Here is a 16,561-nt window from a genome sequence, read left to right as displayed (position 1 = left end):
GTCCCCTGCCGATCCGGGCGCAGCTGCACATCTGTGAGTCCAGCTGCCCGGTTCCTCAACTGCATTGCCGATTCCGCCGGCCGGGTGCTCTCGCGAGTCGCCTCCGGCGCTGACGACGACGGGAGGATCCGTGCCTTACCAGCATGCGTTCCCGCCGCCCCAAGGGCTCTACGACCCCCGCCACGAGCGCGATGCGTGCGGCGTGGCGTTCGTGGCCACCCTGACCGGCGTTGCCAGCCACGACATCGTGGCGAAGGCCCTCACCGCCCTGCGCAACCTCGAGCACCGCGGTGCCGCGGGGGCCGAGCCCAACTCGGGCGACGGCGCCGGGATCCTGCTGCAGGTCCCCGACGCGTTCCTGCGTGCGGTGGCGGGCTTCGAGCTGCCCGCCCAGGGCTCCTACGCCGTGGGCACCGCCTTCCTCCCCGGGGACGAGGAGGAGGTCGGGAAGACCCGCGCCCGGATCGAGGAGATCGCGGCCGAGGAGGGCCTCGCGGTCCTCGGCTGGCGCGAGGTCCCGGTCAACCCGGAGATCCTCGGCAAGACCGCGCTCGGCGTGATGCCGACGTTCGCCCAGCTCTTCGTCGCCGGCTCCGGCCAGCGGGTCACGGGCATGGCGCTGGAGCGGCTCGCCTTCTGCCTGCGCAAGCGCGCCGAGCGCGAGACCGACGTCTACTTCCCGTCGCTGTCGTCGCGGACCCTGGCCTACAAGGGCATGCTGACGACCGACCAGCTCGACAACTTCTTCCCCGACCTGGTCGACGAGCGGGTCGCCTCGGCGCTCGCCGTGGTCCACTCGCGGTTCTCGACCAACACCTTCCCGAGCTGGCCGCTGTCGCACCCGTTCCGGTTCATCGCCCACAACGGCGAGATCAACACCGTGATGGGCAACCGGAACTGGATGCGCGCCCGTGAGGCGCTGCTGGCCTCGGACCTGATCCCCGGCGACCTGGACCGGCTCTACCCGATCTGCACCCCGGGCGCCTCGGACTCCGCGTCGTTCGACGAGGTCCTCGAGCTGCTGCACATGGGTGGCCGCTCGCTGCCGCACTCGGTGCTGATGATGATCCCGGAGGCCTGGGAGAACCACGGCGAGATGGACGCGAAGCGTCGCGCCTTCTACGAGTTCCACTCCTCCCTCATGGAGCCGTGGGACGGGCCGGCGTGCGTCGTGTTCACCGACGGCTCGCAGATCGGCGCGGTCCTCGACCGCAACGGCCTGCGCCCCTCCCGCTACTGGGTCACCGACGACGGCCTGGTCGTCCTCGCCTCCGAGGTCGGCGTGCTCGACCTCGACCCCGCGACGGTCGTCCGCAAGGGCCGCCTGCAGCCGGGCCGGATGTTCCTCGTCGACACCGACGAGCACCGCATCATCGAGGACGAGGAGGTGAAGTCCGGCCTCGCCGCGGAGCACCCGTACGACGAGTGGCTGCACGCCGGTCTGATCCACCTCAACGACATCCCCGAGCGTGAGCACATCGTGCACACCCACGCCTCGGTCACCCGCCGCCAGCAGATCTTCGGCTACACCGAGGAGGAGCTGCGCATCCTCCTGACGCCGATGGCCAACACCGGCGGCGAGCCGCTGGGCTCGATGGGCACCGACACGCCGATCGCGGCGCTGAGCGAGAAGCCGCGACTGCTGTTCGACTACTTCGCCCAGCTGTTCGCGCAGGTCACGAACCCGCCGCTGGACGCGATCCGCGAGGAGCTCGTCACCTCGCTGAACGGCACCATCGGTCCCGAGGCCAACCTCCTCGACCCGACGCCGGCCTCGTGCCGGCAGGTCGTCGTGCCGTTCCCGGTGATCTCCAACGACGACCTCGCCAAGATCCGCCACATCAACCGCGACGGCGACGCGCCGGGCTTCATCAGCCACGTGTCCCGCGGCCTCTACTCCGTGGAGGGCGGCGGTGCCGCCATGGCCGCGCGGATCGAGGAGATCTGCGCCGAGGTCAGCGCCGCGATCGCCGACGGAGCGCGGATCATCGTGCTCTCCGACCGGCACTCCACCGCGGAGCTGGCGCCGATCCCGTCGCTGCTGCTCACCGGCGCGGTCCACCACCACCTGGTCCGCGAGAAGACCCGCACCCAGGTCGGCCTGCTCGTCGAGGCCGGCGACGTGCGCGAGGTGCACCACGTCGCGCTGCTCGTCGGGTACGGCGCGGCCGCGGTCAACCCGTACCTCGCGATGGAGTCCGTCGAGGACCTCGCCCGCGAGGGCCACTACGTCAAGACCGAGCCCGAGGTCGCGGTCAAGAACCTCGTCAAGGCGCTCGGCAAGGGCGTGCTGAAGGTCATGTCGAAGATGGGCGTCTCGACGGTGGCGTCGTACACCGGTGCCCAGATCTTCGAGGCCCTCGGCCTCTCGCAGTCCCTGGTCGACCAGTACTTCACCGGGACCACCTCCAAGCTCGGCGGCATCGGCATCGACACCGTCGCCGAGGAGGTCGCCCGCCGGCACGCCACGGCGTACCCGCGCGGCGGCATCTCCCCGGCGCACCGCGAGCTGGAGATCGGCGGCGAGTACCAGTGGCGCCGCGAGGGCGAGCCGCACCTGTTCGACCCCGAGACCGTCTTCCGGCTCCAGCACGCCACGCGTGCCGGCCGCTACGACGTCTTCAAGCAGTACACCTCGCGGGTCGACGAGCAGGCCGACCGCCTGATGACGCTGCGCGGGCTGTTCCGCTTCAAGGACGCCGAGGAGGTCGGCCGCACGCCGATCGACATCGACGAGGTCGAGCCGATCTCCGAGATCGTCAAGCGCTTCTCGACGGGTGCGATGTCGTACGGCTCGATCAGCCAGGAGGCGCACGAGACCCTCGCGATCGCGATGAACCGGCTGGGCGCCAAGTCCAACACCGGTGAGGGCGGCGAGGACGCCGAGCGGCTCTACGACCCCACCCGTCGCAGCTCGATCAAGCAGGTCGCGAGCGGCCGGTTCGGCGTGACGTCGGACTACCTCACCAACGCCGACGACATCCAGATCAAGATGGCGCAGGGCGCGAAGCCCGGCGAGGGCGGGCAGCTGCCCGGCCACAAGGTGTACCCGTGGGTGGCCAAGACCCGGCACTCCACGCCGGGCGTCGGCCTGATCAGCCCGCCGCCGCACCACGACATCTACTCGATCGAGGACCTGGCCCAGCTGATCCACGACCTGAAGAACGCCAACCCGGCGGCTCGGGTGCACGTGAAGCTGGTCTCCGAGGTCGGCGTCGGCACGGTGGCGACGGGTGTGTCGAAGGCGCACGCGGACGTCGTCCTCATCTCCGGGCACGACGGCGGCACCGGCGCCTCGCCGCTGACCTCGCTCAAGCACGCCGGCGGTCCCTGGGAGCTCGGCCTCGCCGAGACCCAGCAGACCCTGCTGCTCAACGGGCTGCGCGACCGCATCGTCGTGCAGACCGACGGCCAGCTGAAGACCGGCCGCGACGTCGTCATCGCCGCCCTCCTGGGCGCCGAGGAGTACGGCTTCGCGACCGCGCCGCTCGTGGTCTCGGGCTGCATCATGATGCGGGTCTGCCACCTCGACACCTGCCCGGTGGGCGTGGCGACGCAGAACCCCGTCCTGCGCGAGCGCTACTCCGGCAAGGCCGAGTACGTCGTCAACTTCTTCGAGTACATCGCCCAGGAGGTCCGCGAGCTGCTCGCGCAGCTGGGCTTCCGCTCGCTGGACGAGGCGATCGGCCAGGTCGGCGCGCTGGACACCACCCGCGCGGTCGAGCACTGGAAGGCGGCCGGTCTCGACCTGACGCCGGTCCTGCACATGCCCGAGCTGCCTGAGGGTGCCGCGCTGCGCAACACCACCGGCCAGGACCACGGGCTGGAGAAGTCGCTCGACGTCACCACCCTGGTGCCGCTCGCCGAGCCGGCGCTGGAGCGCAAGGAGCCGGTCCGTGCCCAGGTGGAGATCCGCAACGTCCACCGCACGGTCGGCACGATCCTCGGCCACGAGGTGACCAAGCGGTACGGCGCCGAAGGTCTGCCCGAAGGCACGATCGACGTCACCTTCACCGGCTCCGCGGGCCAGTCCTTCGGCGCGTTCGTGCCGCAGGGGATCACGCTGCGGCTGGAGGGCGACGCCAACGACTACGTCGGCAAGGGCCTCTCGGGCGGTCAGATCGTGATCCGGCCGGACCGCGCGGCGACGTTCAAGTCGCAGGAGCAGATCATCGCCGGCAACACGATCGCGTACGGCGCGACCTCGGGCCGGCTGCTGATCCGCGGCGGTGCGGGCGAACGGTTCGCCGTGCGCAACTCCGGCGCCTGGCTGGTCACCGAGGGCGTGGGCGACCACGCCTGCGAGTACATGACCGGCGGCCGGGTCGTCGTGCTCGGCCCGACGGGTCGCAACTTCGCCGCCGGCATGTCCGGTGGCATCGCGTGGGTCCTGGACCTGAAGGACTTCCGCGTCAACAAGGAGCTCGTCGAGCTCGGTCCGGTCACCGGCCAGGCGGCGGTCGAGCTCGAGCAGCTCGTCCGCGCGCACGCCGAGGAGACCGGCTCCGAGGTCGCGGCCGAGCTGCTGGCCGACTGGGACACCGCGCTCACCCGCTTCACCGAGGTGATGCCGCGCGACTACCGGATCGTGCTGGAGGCGAAGGCCAAGGCCGAGGCCGACGGGCTGGACGAGAACGAGACCGCACACAAGATGATGGAGGCGCTCCATGGCTGACCCCAAGGGCTTCCTCAAGGAGGGCCGCGAGGTCGCGACCCGCCGTCCGGTGGACGAGCGGGTCAAGGACTGGGACGAGGTCTACCCGGGCGGCGTCGGCCGTGCCCTGCTGCCGATCATCAGCAAGCAGGCCAGCCGCTGCATGGACTGCGGGATCCCGTTCTGCCACCAGGGCTGCCCGCTCGGGAACATCATCCCCGAGTGGAACGACCTGGTCTGGCGCGACGACTGGGAGGGCGCCATCGAGCGCCTGCACGCGACGAACAACTTCCCGGAGTTCACGGGCCGGCTCTGCCCGGCGCCGTGCGAGACCGCCTGCGTCCTGGGCATCAACCAGGACCCGGTGACGATCAAGAACGTCGAGGTCTCGATCATCGACAAGGCGTGGGAGTCGGGCTTCGTCCGGCCCCAGCCGCCGGAGTGGCTCTCGGGCCGCACGGTCGCCGTCGTCGGCTCCGGACCCGCGGGTCTCGCCGCGGCCCAGCAGCTCACCCGCGCCGGTCACACGGTCGCGGTCTACGAGCGCGCCGACAAGGTCGGCGGCCTGCTGCGCTACGGCATCCCCGAGTTCAAGATGGAGAAGAAGCACCTCGACCGGCGCCTCGAGCAGATGCGCCGCGAGGGCACCGTCTTCCGGGCCGGCGTCAACGTCGGCGAGGGGGACCTCACCGCGGAGCGGCTCCGGGAGCGGTACGACGCCGTCGTGCTCGCCATGGGCTCGACGATCCCGCGTGACCTGGACGTGCCCGGCCGCGAGCTGGCCGGCATCCACCAGGCGATGGAGTTCCTCCCGCAGGCCAACCGCGCCGCCGTCGGCGACCCGGCGACGGTGGACGGCTCGGAGCAGATCACCGCCGCCGGCAAGCACGTCGTCATCATCGGCGGCGGCGACACCGGCGCGGACTGCCTCGGCACCTCCACGCGCCACGGCGCGGTCTCGATCACGCAGCTGGAGATCATGCCCGAGCCGCCGCAGTCGCGGCCGGCCGGCCAGCCGTGGCCGACGTACCCGATGACCTTCCGGGTCTCCTCGGCGCACGAGGAGGCGGGGGAGCGGGTCTACGCCGTCTCCACCAAGGAGTTCATCGGCGACGACCAGGGCAACGTGCGGGCGCTGAAGCTCGTCGACGTCGTCTTCGAAGGCGGCCGGCTGACCGAGATCGAGGGCTCCGAGCGCGAGATCCCGGCCGACCTGGTCCTCTTCGCCATGGGCTTCGTCGGACCGGAGAAGGACGGGCTGGTCGACCAGCTCGGCGTCGAGCTCGACGAGCGCGGCAACGTTGCTCGCGACGGCTCCTACGCCTCGTCGGTGCCCGGCGTGTTCGTCGCCGGTGACGCCGGCCGCGGGCAGTCGCTCATCGTGTGGGCGATCGCGGAGGGTCGCGCCGCGGCCGCGAACGTGGACCGGTTCCTCACCGGCTCGACGACGCTGCCCACGCCGGTCAAGCCGACCGACCGCCCGCTGGTGGTCTGAGACAGGCAGGTACGGCGCCGGGCCGGGGGTTCGGATTTTGAACGATCAAATACGCGCTAGACTCTCTTCTCGTGCGTAGAGCCAAGATCGTCTGCACCCTCGGCCCGGCCACCTCCTCCCCGCGGCGCATCCGCGAGCTCGTGTACGCGGGGATGGACGTCGCCCGGCTGAACATGAGCCACGGGACCCACGAGGACCACGCCGAGTCCTACCGGCTGGTCCGGGAGGCGGCCGACGCCAGCGGCCACGGGGTCGGCATCTTCGCCGACCTGCAGGGTCCCAAGATCCGCCTGGAGAGGTTCGCCGACGGTCCGGCCCAGCTGCGGCGCGGCCAGGTCTGGACGATCACCACCCGTGACGTCCCGGGCGACGACCAGATCTGCGGCACGACGTACAAGGGCCTCCCGGGCGACGTCCAGGTCGGCGACCCGATCCTGATCGACGACGGCAAGATCCGGCTCCGGGTCACCGCCGTCAAGGACGGCACCGACGTGCAGACCGAGGTGCTGGTCGGCGGCAAGGTCAGCAACAACAAGGGCATCAACCTGCCGGGCGTCGCCGTCTCGGTGCCCGCCCTGTCCGAGAAGGACATCCGCGACCTGCGCTTCGCGCTCAGCCTCAGCGTCGACTTCATCGCCCTGAGCTTCGTCCGCAACGCGGCCGACGCCGAGGACGTGCGCCGGATCATGCGCGAGGAGGGGGTGATGCTCCCCGTCATCGCGAAGATCGAGAAGCCGCAGGCGATCGAGAACCTCGACGAGGTGATCGCCGCCTTCGACGGCTTCATGGTCGCCCGCGGTGACCTCGCGGTCGAGTGCCCGCTGGAGGACGTGCCGTTCCTGCAGAAGCAGATCGTGCGTCAGGCCCGTCTCAACGCGAAGCCGGTCATCGTGGCGACCCAGATGCTGGAGTCGATGATCTCCAGCCCGTCGCCGACGCGCGCCGAGGCATCCGACGTGGCCAACGCGGTGCTCGACGGTGCCGACGCGGTGATGCTGTCGGGTGAGACCGGCGTGGGGGAGTACCCCATCCACACCGTCGAGACGATGGCCAGGATCATCACCTCGACCGAGCAGCACGCGCTCGCGGCCGCCGCGACCACCGGCGTCGGCGTCTTCGACGTCATCGAGTGGGACCCGCACACCAACGGCGGCGTGATCGCCAAGGCGGCCGAGGAGGTCGCGGAGCGGGTCGGCGCCAAGTACGTCGTCGCGTTCACGCAGAGCGGTGACTCCGCGCGCCGGATGTCCCGGCTGCGCGGTCCGGTCCCGCTGCTGGCCTTCACGCCCGAGGCGAGCGTCCGCTCCCAGCTGTCGCTGTCGTGGGGGGTCGAGACCTTTAAGACCCAGTCGGTCGAGCACACCGACGAGATGGTCCGCCAGGTCGACGAGCAGCTGCTCCGTATCGGCCGGGTCCACGAGGGTGACCTCGTGGTGATCATCGCCGGTGCGCCTCCGGGCATCCCGGGCTCGACCAACGCACTGCGGATCCACCGGATGGGCGACGCGATCAACAAGGTCGCGCCGGCGTACAAGCGGAGCTGAGCCTCAGCCCTTCAGGCCGATCAGGGCGTCGAGGCGCGCGACCCCGTCGCGCGTCGAGACGCTGACGGTCCACCGACCGGAGCGTCGCCAGGGGATCTCGACCAGGTCGAGCGCCCAGCAGCACAGGTCGAGGATTTGCGCTGAGCGATTGCTGAACTGCCACCGGGGATACGCGTAACGCTTCGTGGATCCGCCGACCGTCCGGGCCGCCCAATTGCGGACCCGACTCCCGTCGGAGTGGAACAGTCCCCGGAGGAACCCGCCCGGGTGCTTCTCGGCGATCCGCTCCTGCCAGTCCGCCAGCACGATCGGGCGCTCGTGCTTGCGTCCGGGACCGTGCTGGGGGAACAGGCACGGCCAGTGCGTCCAGTGCGACTGCACGACCACCGCGCCTGGGGCGCGTACCCGGAAGACCGGCCGCTGCGGGTGGACCGACCTGATCAGGTCGGCGACGTCGTCCACGACCGCCGGGTACGCGGCGTCGCAGCTGACGCGAAGGGCGTAGTAGCGCGGATGTCGGGAGAGACAGCCGTCGCCGAGGTAGTAGCCGAGAAGGGCCGAGTAGGCGGGGCCGAGTGGAGTGCCGCCACAGCGGGGGCACCCCGGGGACGCTGGCCGATCGCCCGCATCGCGCCAGACGCGAAGCGTTGAGCGGCTGATGCCCGTCGCTCTGCTCGCGGCACTGAGCGACCGCGTCTCCAGCAGCGCGAGCGCGGCGGCTCTGGTCGTCTCGTCGTACATGGAGCCAGCCTCGTGGCGAGGACCGACAACGCGACGGCTTCGGTGCCCCGGGTGGGATTCGAACCCACACTGGATGGTGTTTGAGACCACTGTCTCTGCCGTTGGACTACCGGGGCTGGAGAGCGGGCACACCCTACCCCCGGCCGGGGTCCGCTCCGACACGCCGGTCCCTGGCCGGGGTCGCTCCGCACGACCGACACCCGACGCCCCGACGGCGGCGTCGGCGGGGTTAGCCTGTGGCGCGTGACCGAGCCTGCTGCGCCGACCCCCGCGACCCGCACCGTCGTCATCGCCGAGGACGAGGTGCTCATCCGGATGGACCTCGCCGAGATGCTCACCGAGGAGGGGTACGACGTCGTCGGGCAGGCCGGCGACGGGGCGCGGGCGATCGAGCTCGCCCAGGAGCTCCGGCCCGACCTGGTGATCCTCGACGTGAAGATGCCCGTGCTCGACGGGATCGCCGCGGCCGAGGCCATCGCCGGCCAGCGGATCGCCCCGGTCGTCATCCTGACGGCGTTCTCGCAGCGTGACCTCGTGGAGCGGGCGCGGGACGCGGGCGCGATGGCGTACCTGGTGAAGCCGTTCAGCAAGGGCGACCTGGTGCCGGCGATCGAGATGGCCGTGAGCAGGTTCGCCGAGCTCGGCCAGCTGGAGGCGGAGGTCGCCGACCTCACCGAGCGCCTGGAGACCCGCAAGTCGGTCGACCGCGCGAAGGGCGTCCTGCAGCAGCAGCTGAGTCTCTCCGAGCCGGAGGCGTTCCGGTGGATCCAGAAGACCGCGATGGACCTGCGGCTCTCGATGCGGCAGGTCGCCGACGGCGTGATCGAGCACGGTCCGGGGCTCGCCGGAGGCTGATCGACCGCCCCGTTCGGACGTCGCCGGCGCATGGCGAAGGTCACAGGGTGGTAAAGGGCGAGTCTCCCTTCGGTCGACACCATTTGATGTAGCGCTCCCGGACCGTCGGGCCCCTAGACTGCATCCACCCTCGCCGCTGGTGCGTGGAACGAACGGAGTTGTGTGTGGTTTCGCGACTGATTGCGCTGGCGGTGGTGACGGCAGCATTGCTGTCACCGGCCACGGCGTTCGCCGATGACACGTCCTCGCCCAGTCCATCCCCGAGTCCCTCGTCGAGTACGTCGGCCCCGGCAGCGCCGGTGGGTGACGGCACCGCGATCAGCGTCACGCTGGCCAACGACTCCGAGAAGGGGCCGGACGGCCTGCCGGCGCCGATCGAGGGGGTGACCCTGACGGTCACCTCCGACGACGGCGTCGAGGTCGGGGAGGACGTCACCGACGCGGAGGGCAAGGCCAACATCCCGCTGCCGGGGGCCGGCACCTACACGGTGACCCTCGACGAGGACACCCTCCCGGAGGGCACCGAGCTCGACTCCGCCACCCGCACGGAGCTGGAGATCCGGGTGCTCATCAGCGGGTCCGCGACCAACGCGCAGTTCCCGATCGGCGTCCAGGCCGCCGACACGACCAGCTTCACCACGAAGCTGATCGACTCGATCGTCTCCGGCATCAAGTTCGGCCTGATCATCGCCCTCGCGGCGCTCGGGCTGTCGCTGATCTTCGGTGCGACCGGCCTGACGAACTTCGCCCACGGCGAGTTGATCACGCTCGGATCCCTGGTCACGTACTGGTTCAACCGCGATGCCGGGCTTCCGGTGATCGCCGCGGGGGTGATCGCCGTGGCGGTCGGGGCGCTGTTCGGCTACGGCCAGGACAAGGTCCTGTGGCAGCCGCTGCGGCACCGGGGCACGGGCCTGATCGCGATGATGATCGTCTCGATCGGCTTCGGGCTCTTCCTGCGCAGCATCTACCAGTACACCTTCGGCGGCTCCACCCGCTCGCTGGACCAGTACACGACCCAGGTCCGCCACGAGTGGGGTCCGCTGCACCTGGCGGAGAAGGAGATCGCGATCATCCTGGTCTCCGTGGTGGTCATCGCCGCCGTCTGCATCGCGATGGTGCGCACCCGGTTCGGCAAGGCCCTGCGGGCGGTGTCCGACAACCCCGCGCTCTCCGCGTCCTCGGGCATGCGCGTCGACGGGGTGATCCGCAACGCCTGGATCCTCGGCACCGCGCTCAGCGCCCTGTCGGGGGTGCTGCTGGCGGTCAACAGCCAGGTCAAGTTCGACACCGGCTTCAAGATGCTGCTGCTGGTCTTCGCGGCGGTCACGCTCGGCGGGCTCGGCACCATCTGGGGAGCCCTGTTCGGCTCGATGGTGATCGGCATCGTCGTCGAGGTGGGGCCGACCTTCGGCGTCCCGTCCTCCATCAAGGAGGTCGGCGCCCTGGTGGTGCTCATCCTCATCCTGCTGATCAGGCCGCAAGGCATCCTCGGCCGCCGAGAGCGGATCGGGTAGAGGGGGACACGTGGACTTCCTGGAGATTCTCCGCATCGCGCTGCAGCAGGCCTTCGGCCCCACCGCGATCGTCTTCGTGCTGGCCGCCATCGGCCTCAACGTGCACTTCGGCTACACCGGCTTGCTCAACTTCGGCCAGTCCGGCTTCATGGCCGTCGGCGCCTACGGGCTCGCGGTGGCGGTCGTGGTCGCGGACCTGCCGTTCTGGGTCGGCATCTTCTTCGCCTTCCTGGCCCCGCTGGTGCTGGCCATCGTGTTGGGTCTGCCGACCCTGCGCCTGCGCGCCGACTACCTGGCCATCGCGACCATCGCGGCGGCCGAGATCCTGCGCCTGATCTTCGGCTCGGTGGAGCTGAAGGACACCTTCGGCGGCTCCAACGGCCTGACCGGCTACTCCAGCACCTACAAGGACATGAACCCCTACTCCGAGGGCATCGACTGGGGCTTCATCCGCTACAGCCGCGACGACCTGTGGAACATCACCGTCGGCTGGACCCTGGTCGCGATCTCCTGCCTGATCGTGTGGGCACTGATGCGCAGCCCGTGGGGCCGGGTGCTCCGCTCGATCCGCGAGGACGAGGACGCCGTCCGCTCGCTCGGCAAGAACGTCTTCGCCTACAAGATGCAGGCCCTGATCCTCGGCGGCATGTTCGGTGGCCTCGCCGGCCTGTACTTCGCCCTGAAGCAGTCGTCGGTGGTGCCCACCGACTACAACACCACGCTGACGTTCTACGCCTACACCGCGCTGCTCATCGGTGGCGCGGCCCGGGTCCTCGGGCCCGTGGTCGGAGCGGTCATCTTCTGGTTCCTGCTCTCCGGCCTGGGCGTCTTCTTCAGCCAGGCCACCAGCGGTCCCGACCCGCTCATCCCGTCGTGGCTCATGGACCAGACCCAGTCCAGCCTGGTGCGCTTCATCATCACCGGTCTGGCACTCATGCTGCTGATGATCTTCCGACCTCAGGGGATCTTCGGCGATCGAAGGGAGATCGCGATCGATGGCCGCTGAACTCACCGCCGCCCAGGCCGCGCTCGCCGACGTGGCGACCGACCCCGGCGCGAAGAAGCCCGACCCGATCATCGTCGGGAGCCAGATCACCCGCACGTTCGGTGGCCTGAAGGCCGTCGACGTCGAGCACATCGAGATCCAGCGCGGCGTCATCACCGCGCTCATCGGCCCCAACGGGGCCGGCAAGACGACGTTGTTCAACCTGCTGACCGGCTTCGACGAGCCGGACACCGGCGAGTGGAGCTTCAACGGCAACTCGCTCCAGCGGGTCTCGGCGTTCCGCGTCGCCCGGCTCGGGATGGTGCGCACCTTCCAGCTGACGAAGGTGCTCGCCAAGTTGACCGTCATCGAGAACATGCGCCTGGGCGCGACGGGTCAGAAGGGCGAGAGCTTCTGGCTGGCGCCGTTCAAGTGGCTCTGGTCCGGCCAGGAGCGCGAGATCACGGCCCGGGCCGACGAGCTGCTGGCCCGGTTCAAGCTCGACGCCAAGCGCGAGGACTTCGCCGGCTCGCTCTCCGGCGGCCAGCGCAAGCTGCTCGAGATGGCGCGCGCGCTGATGGTCGACCCGGAGCTGATCATGCTCGACGAGCCGATGGCCGGCGTGAACCCGGCCCTGAAGCAGTCGCTGCTCGGTCACGTCCAGTCGCTGCGGGACGAGGGGCGCACCGTGCTCTTCGTCGAGCACGACATGGACATGGTCCGGCACATCTCCGACTGGGTGATCGTGATGGCCCAGGGGCAGATCGTCGCCGAGGGCACCCCGCAGTCGGTCATGGCCGACCAGCGGGTGATCGACGCCTACCTCGGGGCGCACCACGACACCGACCTCAGTCAGATCGACGAGCAGGCCCTGGAGGCCGAGATCGAGGCCGAGCTGAAGGAGGAGCAGGCATGAGCGAGACCAACCCGGAGCGCGAGGCACACCTCGCCGCCGCCGACGGCGCCGTCCTGCGGGCCGACAACCTCATCGCCGGCTACCTGCCGGGCGTCAACATCCTCAACGGGGCCGACCTGTACTGCCAGCCCGGCGAGCTGGTCGGCATCATCGGACCGAACGGTGCCGGCAAGTCGACGCTGCTCAAGGCGCTCTTCGGCCTGGTGAAGGTGCACACGGGGACGGTGCAGCTGAAGGGTGAGGACATCACCAACCAGCGGGCCGACCAGCTGGTCACCCAGGGGATCGGCTTCGTGCCCCAGACCAACAACGTGTTCCCGAGCCTGACCATCGAGGAGAACCTCGAGATGGGCTGCTACCAGGCCCCCTCGACGTTCTCGGAGCGCTTCGACTTCGTCACCGGGCTCTTCCCGACCCTGGGCGCCCGTCGCAAGCAGCGGGCGGGCTCGCTGTCGGGTGGCGAGCGGCAGATGGTCGCCATGGGCCGGGCGCTCATGATGAACCCGTCCGTGCTGCTGCTCGACGAGCCGTCCGCCGGCCTGTCCCCGGTCATGCAGGACGAGGTGTTCGTGCAGACCCGCAAGATCAACAAGGCGGGCGTCTCGGTCGTCATGGTCGAGCAGAACGCCCGTCGCTGCCTGCAGATCTGCGACCGTGGCTACGTCCTCGACCAGGGCCGCAACGCCTACAGCGGCACCGGCAAGTCGCTCGCCGACGACCCCAAGGTGATCGAGCTCTACCTCGGCACCCTGGGCGCCACCGGCTGACCGCTCGGCGTCACCCGCACAGTCCACAGGCCCCGGAGCACCGCTCCGGGGCCTGTGGCTTGGTCGTCGGTCTGCCGTGATCGGGACGGCGGCGTCCGCCAGAAAGCCGACAGGCCCCGGAGCATCGCTCCGGGGCCTGTCGCTTGGTGCTGGTGCGGCTGGATCCCGCTCAGATCTCGCCGGCGATGTAGTCGACCGGGGAGACCTTGTTGTCGCCGTCGTACTCGTAGATGCCGATCGACGCGGCGGTCGGGCTGCCCGTCTCGCCGAGCTCGATCGGGCCGGAGACACCGTCGTAGTCGATGTCCGTGGCCGGGTCGTCGGAGAGCAGCGCGGCGCACTCCTCGAACGAGGTGCACTTCGTGCCGCCCGTGGTCACGTCGACCACCTGCGACGCGATGGCCTCACCGGCGTCGCTCCCGGCCGCGATGGCCGCCAGCGCCGAGACGACCGTGGCGTCGTAGGACTCGGCCGCGTAGGAGTAGTCCGTCAGCTTGTCGTTGACCGTGGCCAGGCGCTCCTTGAAGTCGGTCGCGGTCTCCGCGCCCGGGATCGTGCCCTTGGTGCCCTTCAGGGTGCCGGGCGGCAGGGGAGCGGTGGCGTCCTTGCTGTAGTCAGCGGTGTTGCCGTCGACGAAGTACGTCGGCAGGTCCTGCGGGCCCGCGCCCGCGGCGATCAGCTGCGGGATGATCGCGGTGGTCTCCTCGAAGGCCACCAGCACGACGGCGTCGGCGCCGGCGCCGGCGATGTCCTGGACCTGGGTGTCGTAGGACTGGGCCTTCTCGCCGTAGAACACGGTCTCGGCGACCTTCGAGCCCTGGGCCTCGAGGTTCTTCTTGATCTCGCCGGCCAGGGTCTCGCCGTAGGCGTCCTGACGGGCCATGATCGCGACGTTCTTGCGACCGTCCTGGACCAGCAGGTTGGCGAGCACGGCACCCTGGAGGATGTCGGACGGCGCCGTGCGGAAGTACAGGTCGGGGTTGGCGTAGTCGCCCTCGTCGAACGACGTGGAGGTGTTGGCCGGGGAGAACATCACCGAGCCGGCCGACATGATCTTGTCGATCACGGTGAGCGAGACACCCGACGAGGCCGCACCGACGATGACGTCGGAGCCCGCGTCGAGCAGCTTGTCGGTCTCGGCCGGGGCGATGCCGGAGTCGGTGTCGCCCGAGTCGCCGCGGACGTGCACGACGTCGGCGCCGTTGACGCCGCCGGCGGCGTTGATGTCGGCGACCGCGAGATCCACGCCGGCGAACTCGGGCGGGCCGAGGAACGCCAGGCTGCCGGTCTGCGGCAGCAGGGAGCCGAACGTCAGCGTGCCGTCGCCCTCGGCGGCGGGCGCCGCGTCGTCGCTGGTGCTCTCGCTGGGGTTGTCGCTCGAGGTGGGCTCGCTGTCGTCGTCGCCACAGCCCGCAAGCACGAGCGCGCTCGCGGCCGTCACTGCGGCCAGACGGAGAGTCAGGGAATTGCGCTTCATTTATCCTCCGGTTTTCACGAAGCACCATGCAGGCATGGGCACCAGCAAGCACGGTAGTGCGACGGCCGCGCTTTGGGTGCTGGGTCACTGGACTGGTGCCTTTTGTGGCCGTTTTGTGACCAAGCGGACAATTTCGGCAGGTCCGGGGATACCCGCCGGACGATCGTGCTCAGTGAAATGCTGCGACCGCGGAGACGAGCAGCGGTGCGGCGAGGAGCGCCGGCAGCAGGTCGGCCACCGGGACGTCGCGCACCCGGAGCAGGCGCAGGGCCATCCCGATCAGGAGCAGTCCGCCCACCGCGGTGACGGCGGCCAGGTGGGCGTCGGGAAGGACGTCGCCGAGCGCCAGGCCGACGAGGGTCAGGCTGCCCTGGACGGCCACGATCGTCACGACGCTCGCCACGACCCCCCAGCCGAAGGAGGCGGCGAAGGCGATGGCGGCGAAGCCGTCGAGCGCAGACTTCAGGAACAGCTCGTCGGCACCGTTGCCGAGCCCGTCGTTCAACGAGCCGAGGATCGTCAGCGGCCCGGTGCAGAAGAGCAGTGACGAGGCGACGAACCCCTCGATGAAGCGCTGCCGCTCCGCCGAGCCGATCTGGCCGACGAGGCGGCGCTGCAGCCAGCCACCGAAGGAGCTCACCCCGGTCTCGATGCCGAGCAGCGAGCCCACGATCCCGCCGAGGAGCAGGGCGCCGAGCACGATCAGCATCGGGGCGCTGTCGCCGACCTCGGCCGTGAGGGCCGGGTCGAGGACGGCCGCCGCGCTGGTCGCGGCGCTCAACAGGGTGACCAGCCCGAGGGCGTCGGTGACGACCTCGCGGGTGCGCATGGGGAGCCGGTTCCCGAGCAGGAGTCCGAGGAGCGCGCCGACCAGCACGGCGGCGACGTTCACGAGCGTCCCGATCCCAGGGAACACCTCGACCCCTCCTCTGCCGACATCAGCCTGCAGAGAGTAGCCTCGGGCCGAGAGTCGCGTTCACGGGACCGGACTGCGCGCTCGCCACTGGGAAGACGTAGAAGGCCATGAACCGATGATGCGGACGCTGGTGTCCCTGCGGCCTGCGCGGGCCAGCGACGCCCCGTTCCTCGCGACCCTGTGGGAGAGCGCGATCCGGCGGGTCGACCGCGCGGAGCAGGTGGCCGACCTCGAGCTGGTCATCAAGACGGCGACCGAGTCGCCGGACGAGAAGATCGTCATCGCCGAGTACGACGGCAGCCCGGCCGGCGCCGTCTACCTGAGGTTGACCACGCTCAGCGCGATCAACCTGGAGCCGACCCTGCAGGCGCTCTCGCCGCACGTGCTCCCGGAGTTCCGCCGCCACGGGGTGGGCCGCACCCTGATGGAGGCGGCGGTGAGCTACGCCGAGGAGCTCGGCGTCACGCAGCTGGCGACCGCCGCGGCGTCCAGCTCGCGCGACGGCAACCGGTTCATGGCACGACTCGCCCTCGGGCCGCAGGCGGTCCTGCGGGTGGCGTCCACGCACGCGGTCCGCGCGCGGCTGGCCGCCCAGCGCCCCAGCCTGCACCGCAGCAGCGGCCGCCAGCTCGGGCAGGTCCTCGCCGCCCGGCGCTCGTTGAAGCGGTCGCAGGCCTCCGACGCGAACTGAGCC

At 70.3% G+C, this 16,561-nt stretch carries 12 protein-coding genes and 1 tRNA gene; 9 read left to right on the top strand and 4 right to left on the bottom strand.

All coding sequences use genetic code 11. The features are described from left to right. Positions 1–130: 130 nt before the first annotated feature. The 3 genes from gltB to pyk all read left to right on the top strand — a co-directional run bounded on the left by gltB (position 131) and on the right by pyk (position 7,693). A complete protein-coding gene (gene gltB / locus VMF51_RS08685; protein ID WP_325474017.1) occupies positions 131–4,675 on the top strand; it encodes a glutamate synthase large subunit in 4,545 nt (1,514 codons plus the stop codon). Next, entirely contained in the window at positions 4,668–6,149 is a 1,482-nt protein-coding gene (locus VMF51_RS08680) for a glutamate synthase subunit beta (protein ID WP_325474016.1), read from the top strand. Before gltB ends, VMF51_RS08680 begins: the two co-directional genes overlap by 8 nt. 71 nt (positions 6,150–6,220) lie before the next feature. Next, positions 6,221–7,693 carry a pyruvate kinase gene (gene pyk / locus VMF51_RS08675; RefSeq protein WP_325474015.1) on the top strand — a complete coding sequence of 491 codons (1,473 nt, stop codon included), beginning with the start codon at positions 6,221–6,223 and terminating at the stop codon, positions 7,691–7,693. 3 nt (positions 7,694–7,696) lie between these two features. On the opposite strand, the gene VMF51_RS08670 is transcribed toward pyk, so the two are convergent. Next, positions 7,697–8,155 carry a hypothetical protein gene (locus tag VMF51_RS08670; RefSeq protein ID WP_325474014.1) on the bottom strand — a complete coding sequence of 153 codons (459 nt, stop codon included), beginning with the start codon at positions 8,153–8,155 and terminating at the stop codon, positions 7,697–7,699. A 322-nt stretch (positions 8,156–8,477) separates the two neighbouring features. Next, positions 8,478–8,550: transfer RNA gene (locus tag VMF51_RS08665), tRNA-Leu, on the bottom strand. Positions 8,551–8,677: 127 nt separating this feature from the next. Here VMF51_RS08665 and VMF51_RS08660 point away from each other — a divergent pair. The 5 genes from VMF51_RS08660 to VMF51_RS08640 all read left to right on the top strand — a co-directional run bounded on the left by VMF51_RS08660 (position 8,678) and on the right by VMF51_RS08640 (position 13,474). Then, a complete protein-coding gene (locus VMF51_RS08660; RefSeq protein WP_325474013.1) occupies positions 8,678–9,289 on the top strand; it encodes an ANTAR domain-containing response regulator in 612 nt (203 codons plus the stop codon). 299 nt (positions 9,290–9,588) lie between these two features. Beyond that, positions 9,589–10,806, top strand: a complete 1,218-nt coding sequence (locus VMF51_RS08655; protein ID WP_325474012.1) for an ABC transporter permease subunit — start codon at positions 9,589–9,591, stop codon at positions 10,804–10,806. Between the two features lie 10 nt (positions 10,807–10,816). Further along, entirely contained in the window at positions 10,817–11,812 is a 996-nt protein-coding gene (locus tag VMF51_RS08650) for a branched-chain amino acid ABC transporter permease (RefSeq protein ID WP_325474011.1), read from the top strand. Further along, positions 11,802–12,707, top strand: coding sequence for an ABC transporter ATP-binding protein (locus tag VMF51_RS08645; RefSeq protein WP_325474010.1), 906 nt, complete (start codon positions 11,802–11,804; stop codon positions 12,705–12,707). The genes VMF51_RS08650 and VMF51_RS08645 overlap by 11 nt, the downstream gene beginning before the upstream one ends. Then, positions 12,704–13,474: an ABC transporter ATP-binding protein gene (locus VMF51_RS08640; protein ID WP_325474009.1), complete on the top strand. Its 771-nt coding sequence runs from the start codon at positions 12,704–12,706 to the stop codon at positions 13,472–13,474. The genes VMF51_RS08645 and VMF51_RS08640 overlap by 4 nt, the downstream gene beginning before the upstream one ends. Before the next feature lie 169 nt (positions 13,475–13,643). Here VMF51_RS08640 and VMF51_RS08635 read toward each other — a convergent pair whose 3' ends face one another. Both VMF51_RS08635 and VMF51_RS08630 read right to left on the bottom strand, forming a co-directional pair. After that, positions 13,644–14,951, bottom strand: a complete 1,308-nt coding sequence (locus tag VMF51_RS08635) for an ABC transporter substrate-binding protein (protein WP_325474008.1) — start codon at positions 14,949–14,951, stop codon at positions 13,644–13,646. A gap of 169 nt (positions 14,952–15,120) precedes the next feature. After that, positions 15,121–15,867 (bottom strand): DUF554 domain-containing protein, encoded by a 747-nt coding sequence (locus VMF51_RS08630; RefSeq protein WP_325474007.1) that lies wholly within the window; start codon positions 15,865–15,867, stop codon positions 15,121–15,123. Positions 15,868–15,982: 115 nt separating this feature from the next. On the opposite strand from VMF51_RS08630, the gene VMF51_RS08625 reads away from it, so the two are divergent. Further along, entirely contained in the window at positions 15,983–16,558 is a 576-nt protein-coding gene (locus VMF51_RS08625) for a GNAT family N-acetyltransferase (RefSeq protein ID WP_325474006.1), read from the top strand. The last annotated feature ends 3 nt before the right edge of the window (positions 16,559–16,561 follow it).

The organism is Nocardioides sp. (assembly GCF_035503875.1).
Lineage (GTDB): Bacteria > Actinomycetota > Actinomycetes > Propionibacteriales > Nocardioidaceae > Nocardioides.
The sequence above is the reverse complement of the archived record's forward strand: the minus strand, read 5'-3'. Positions and strand labels throughout refer to the sequence as shown.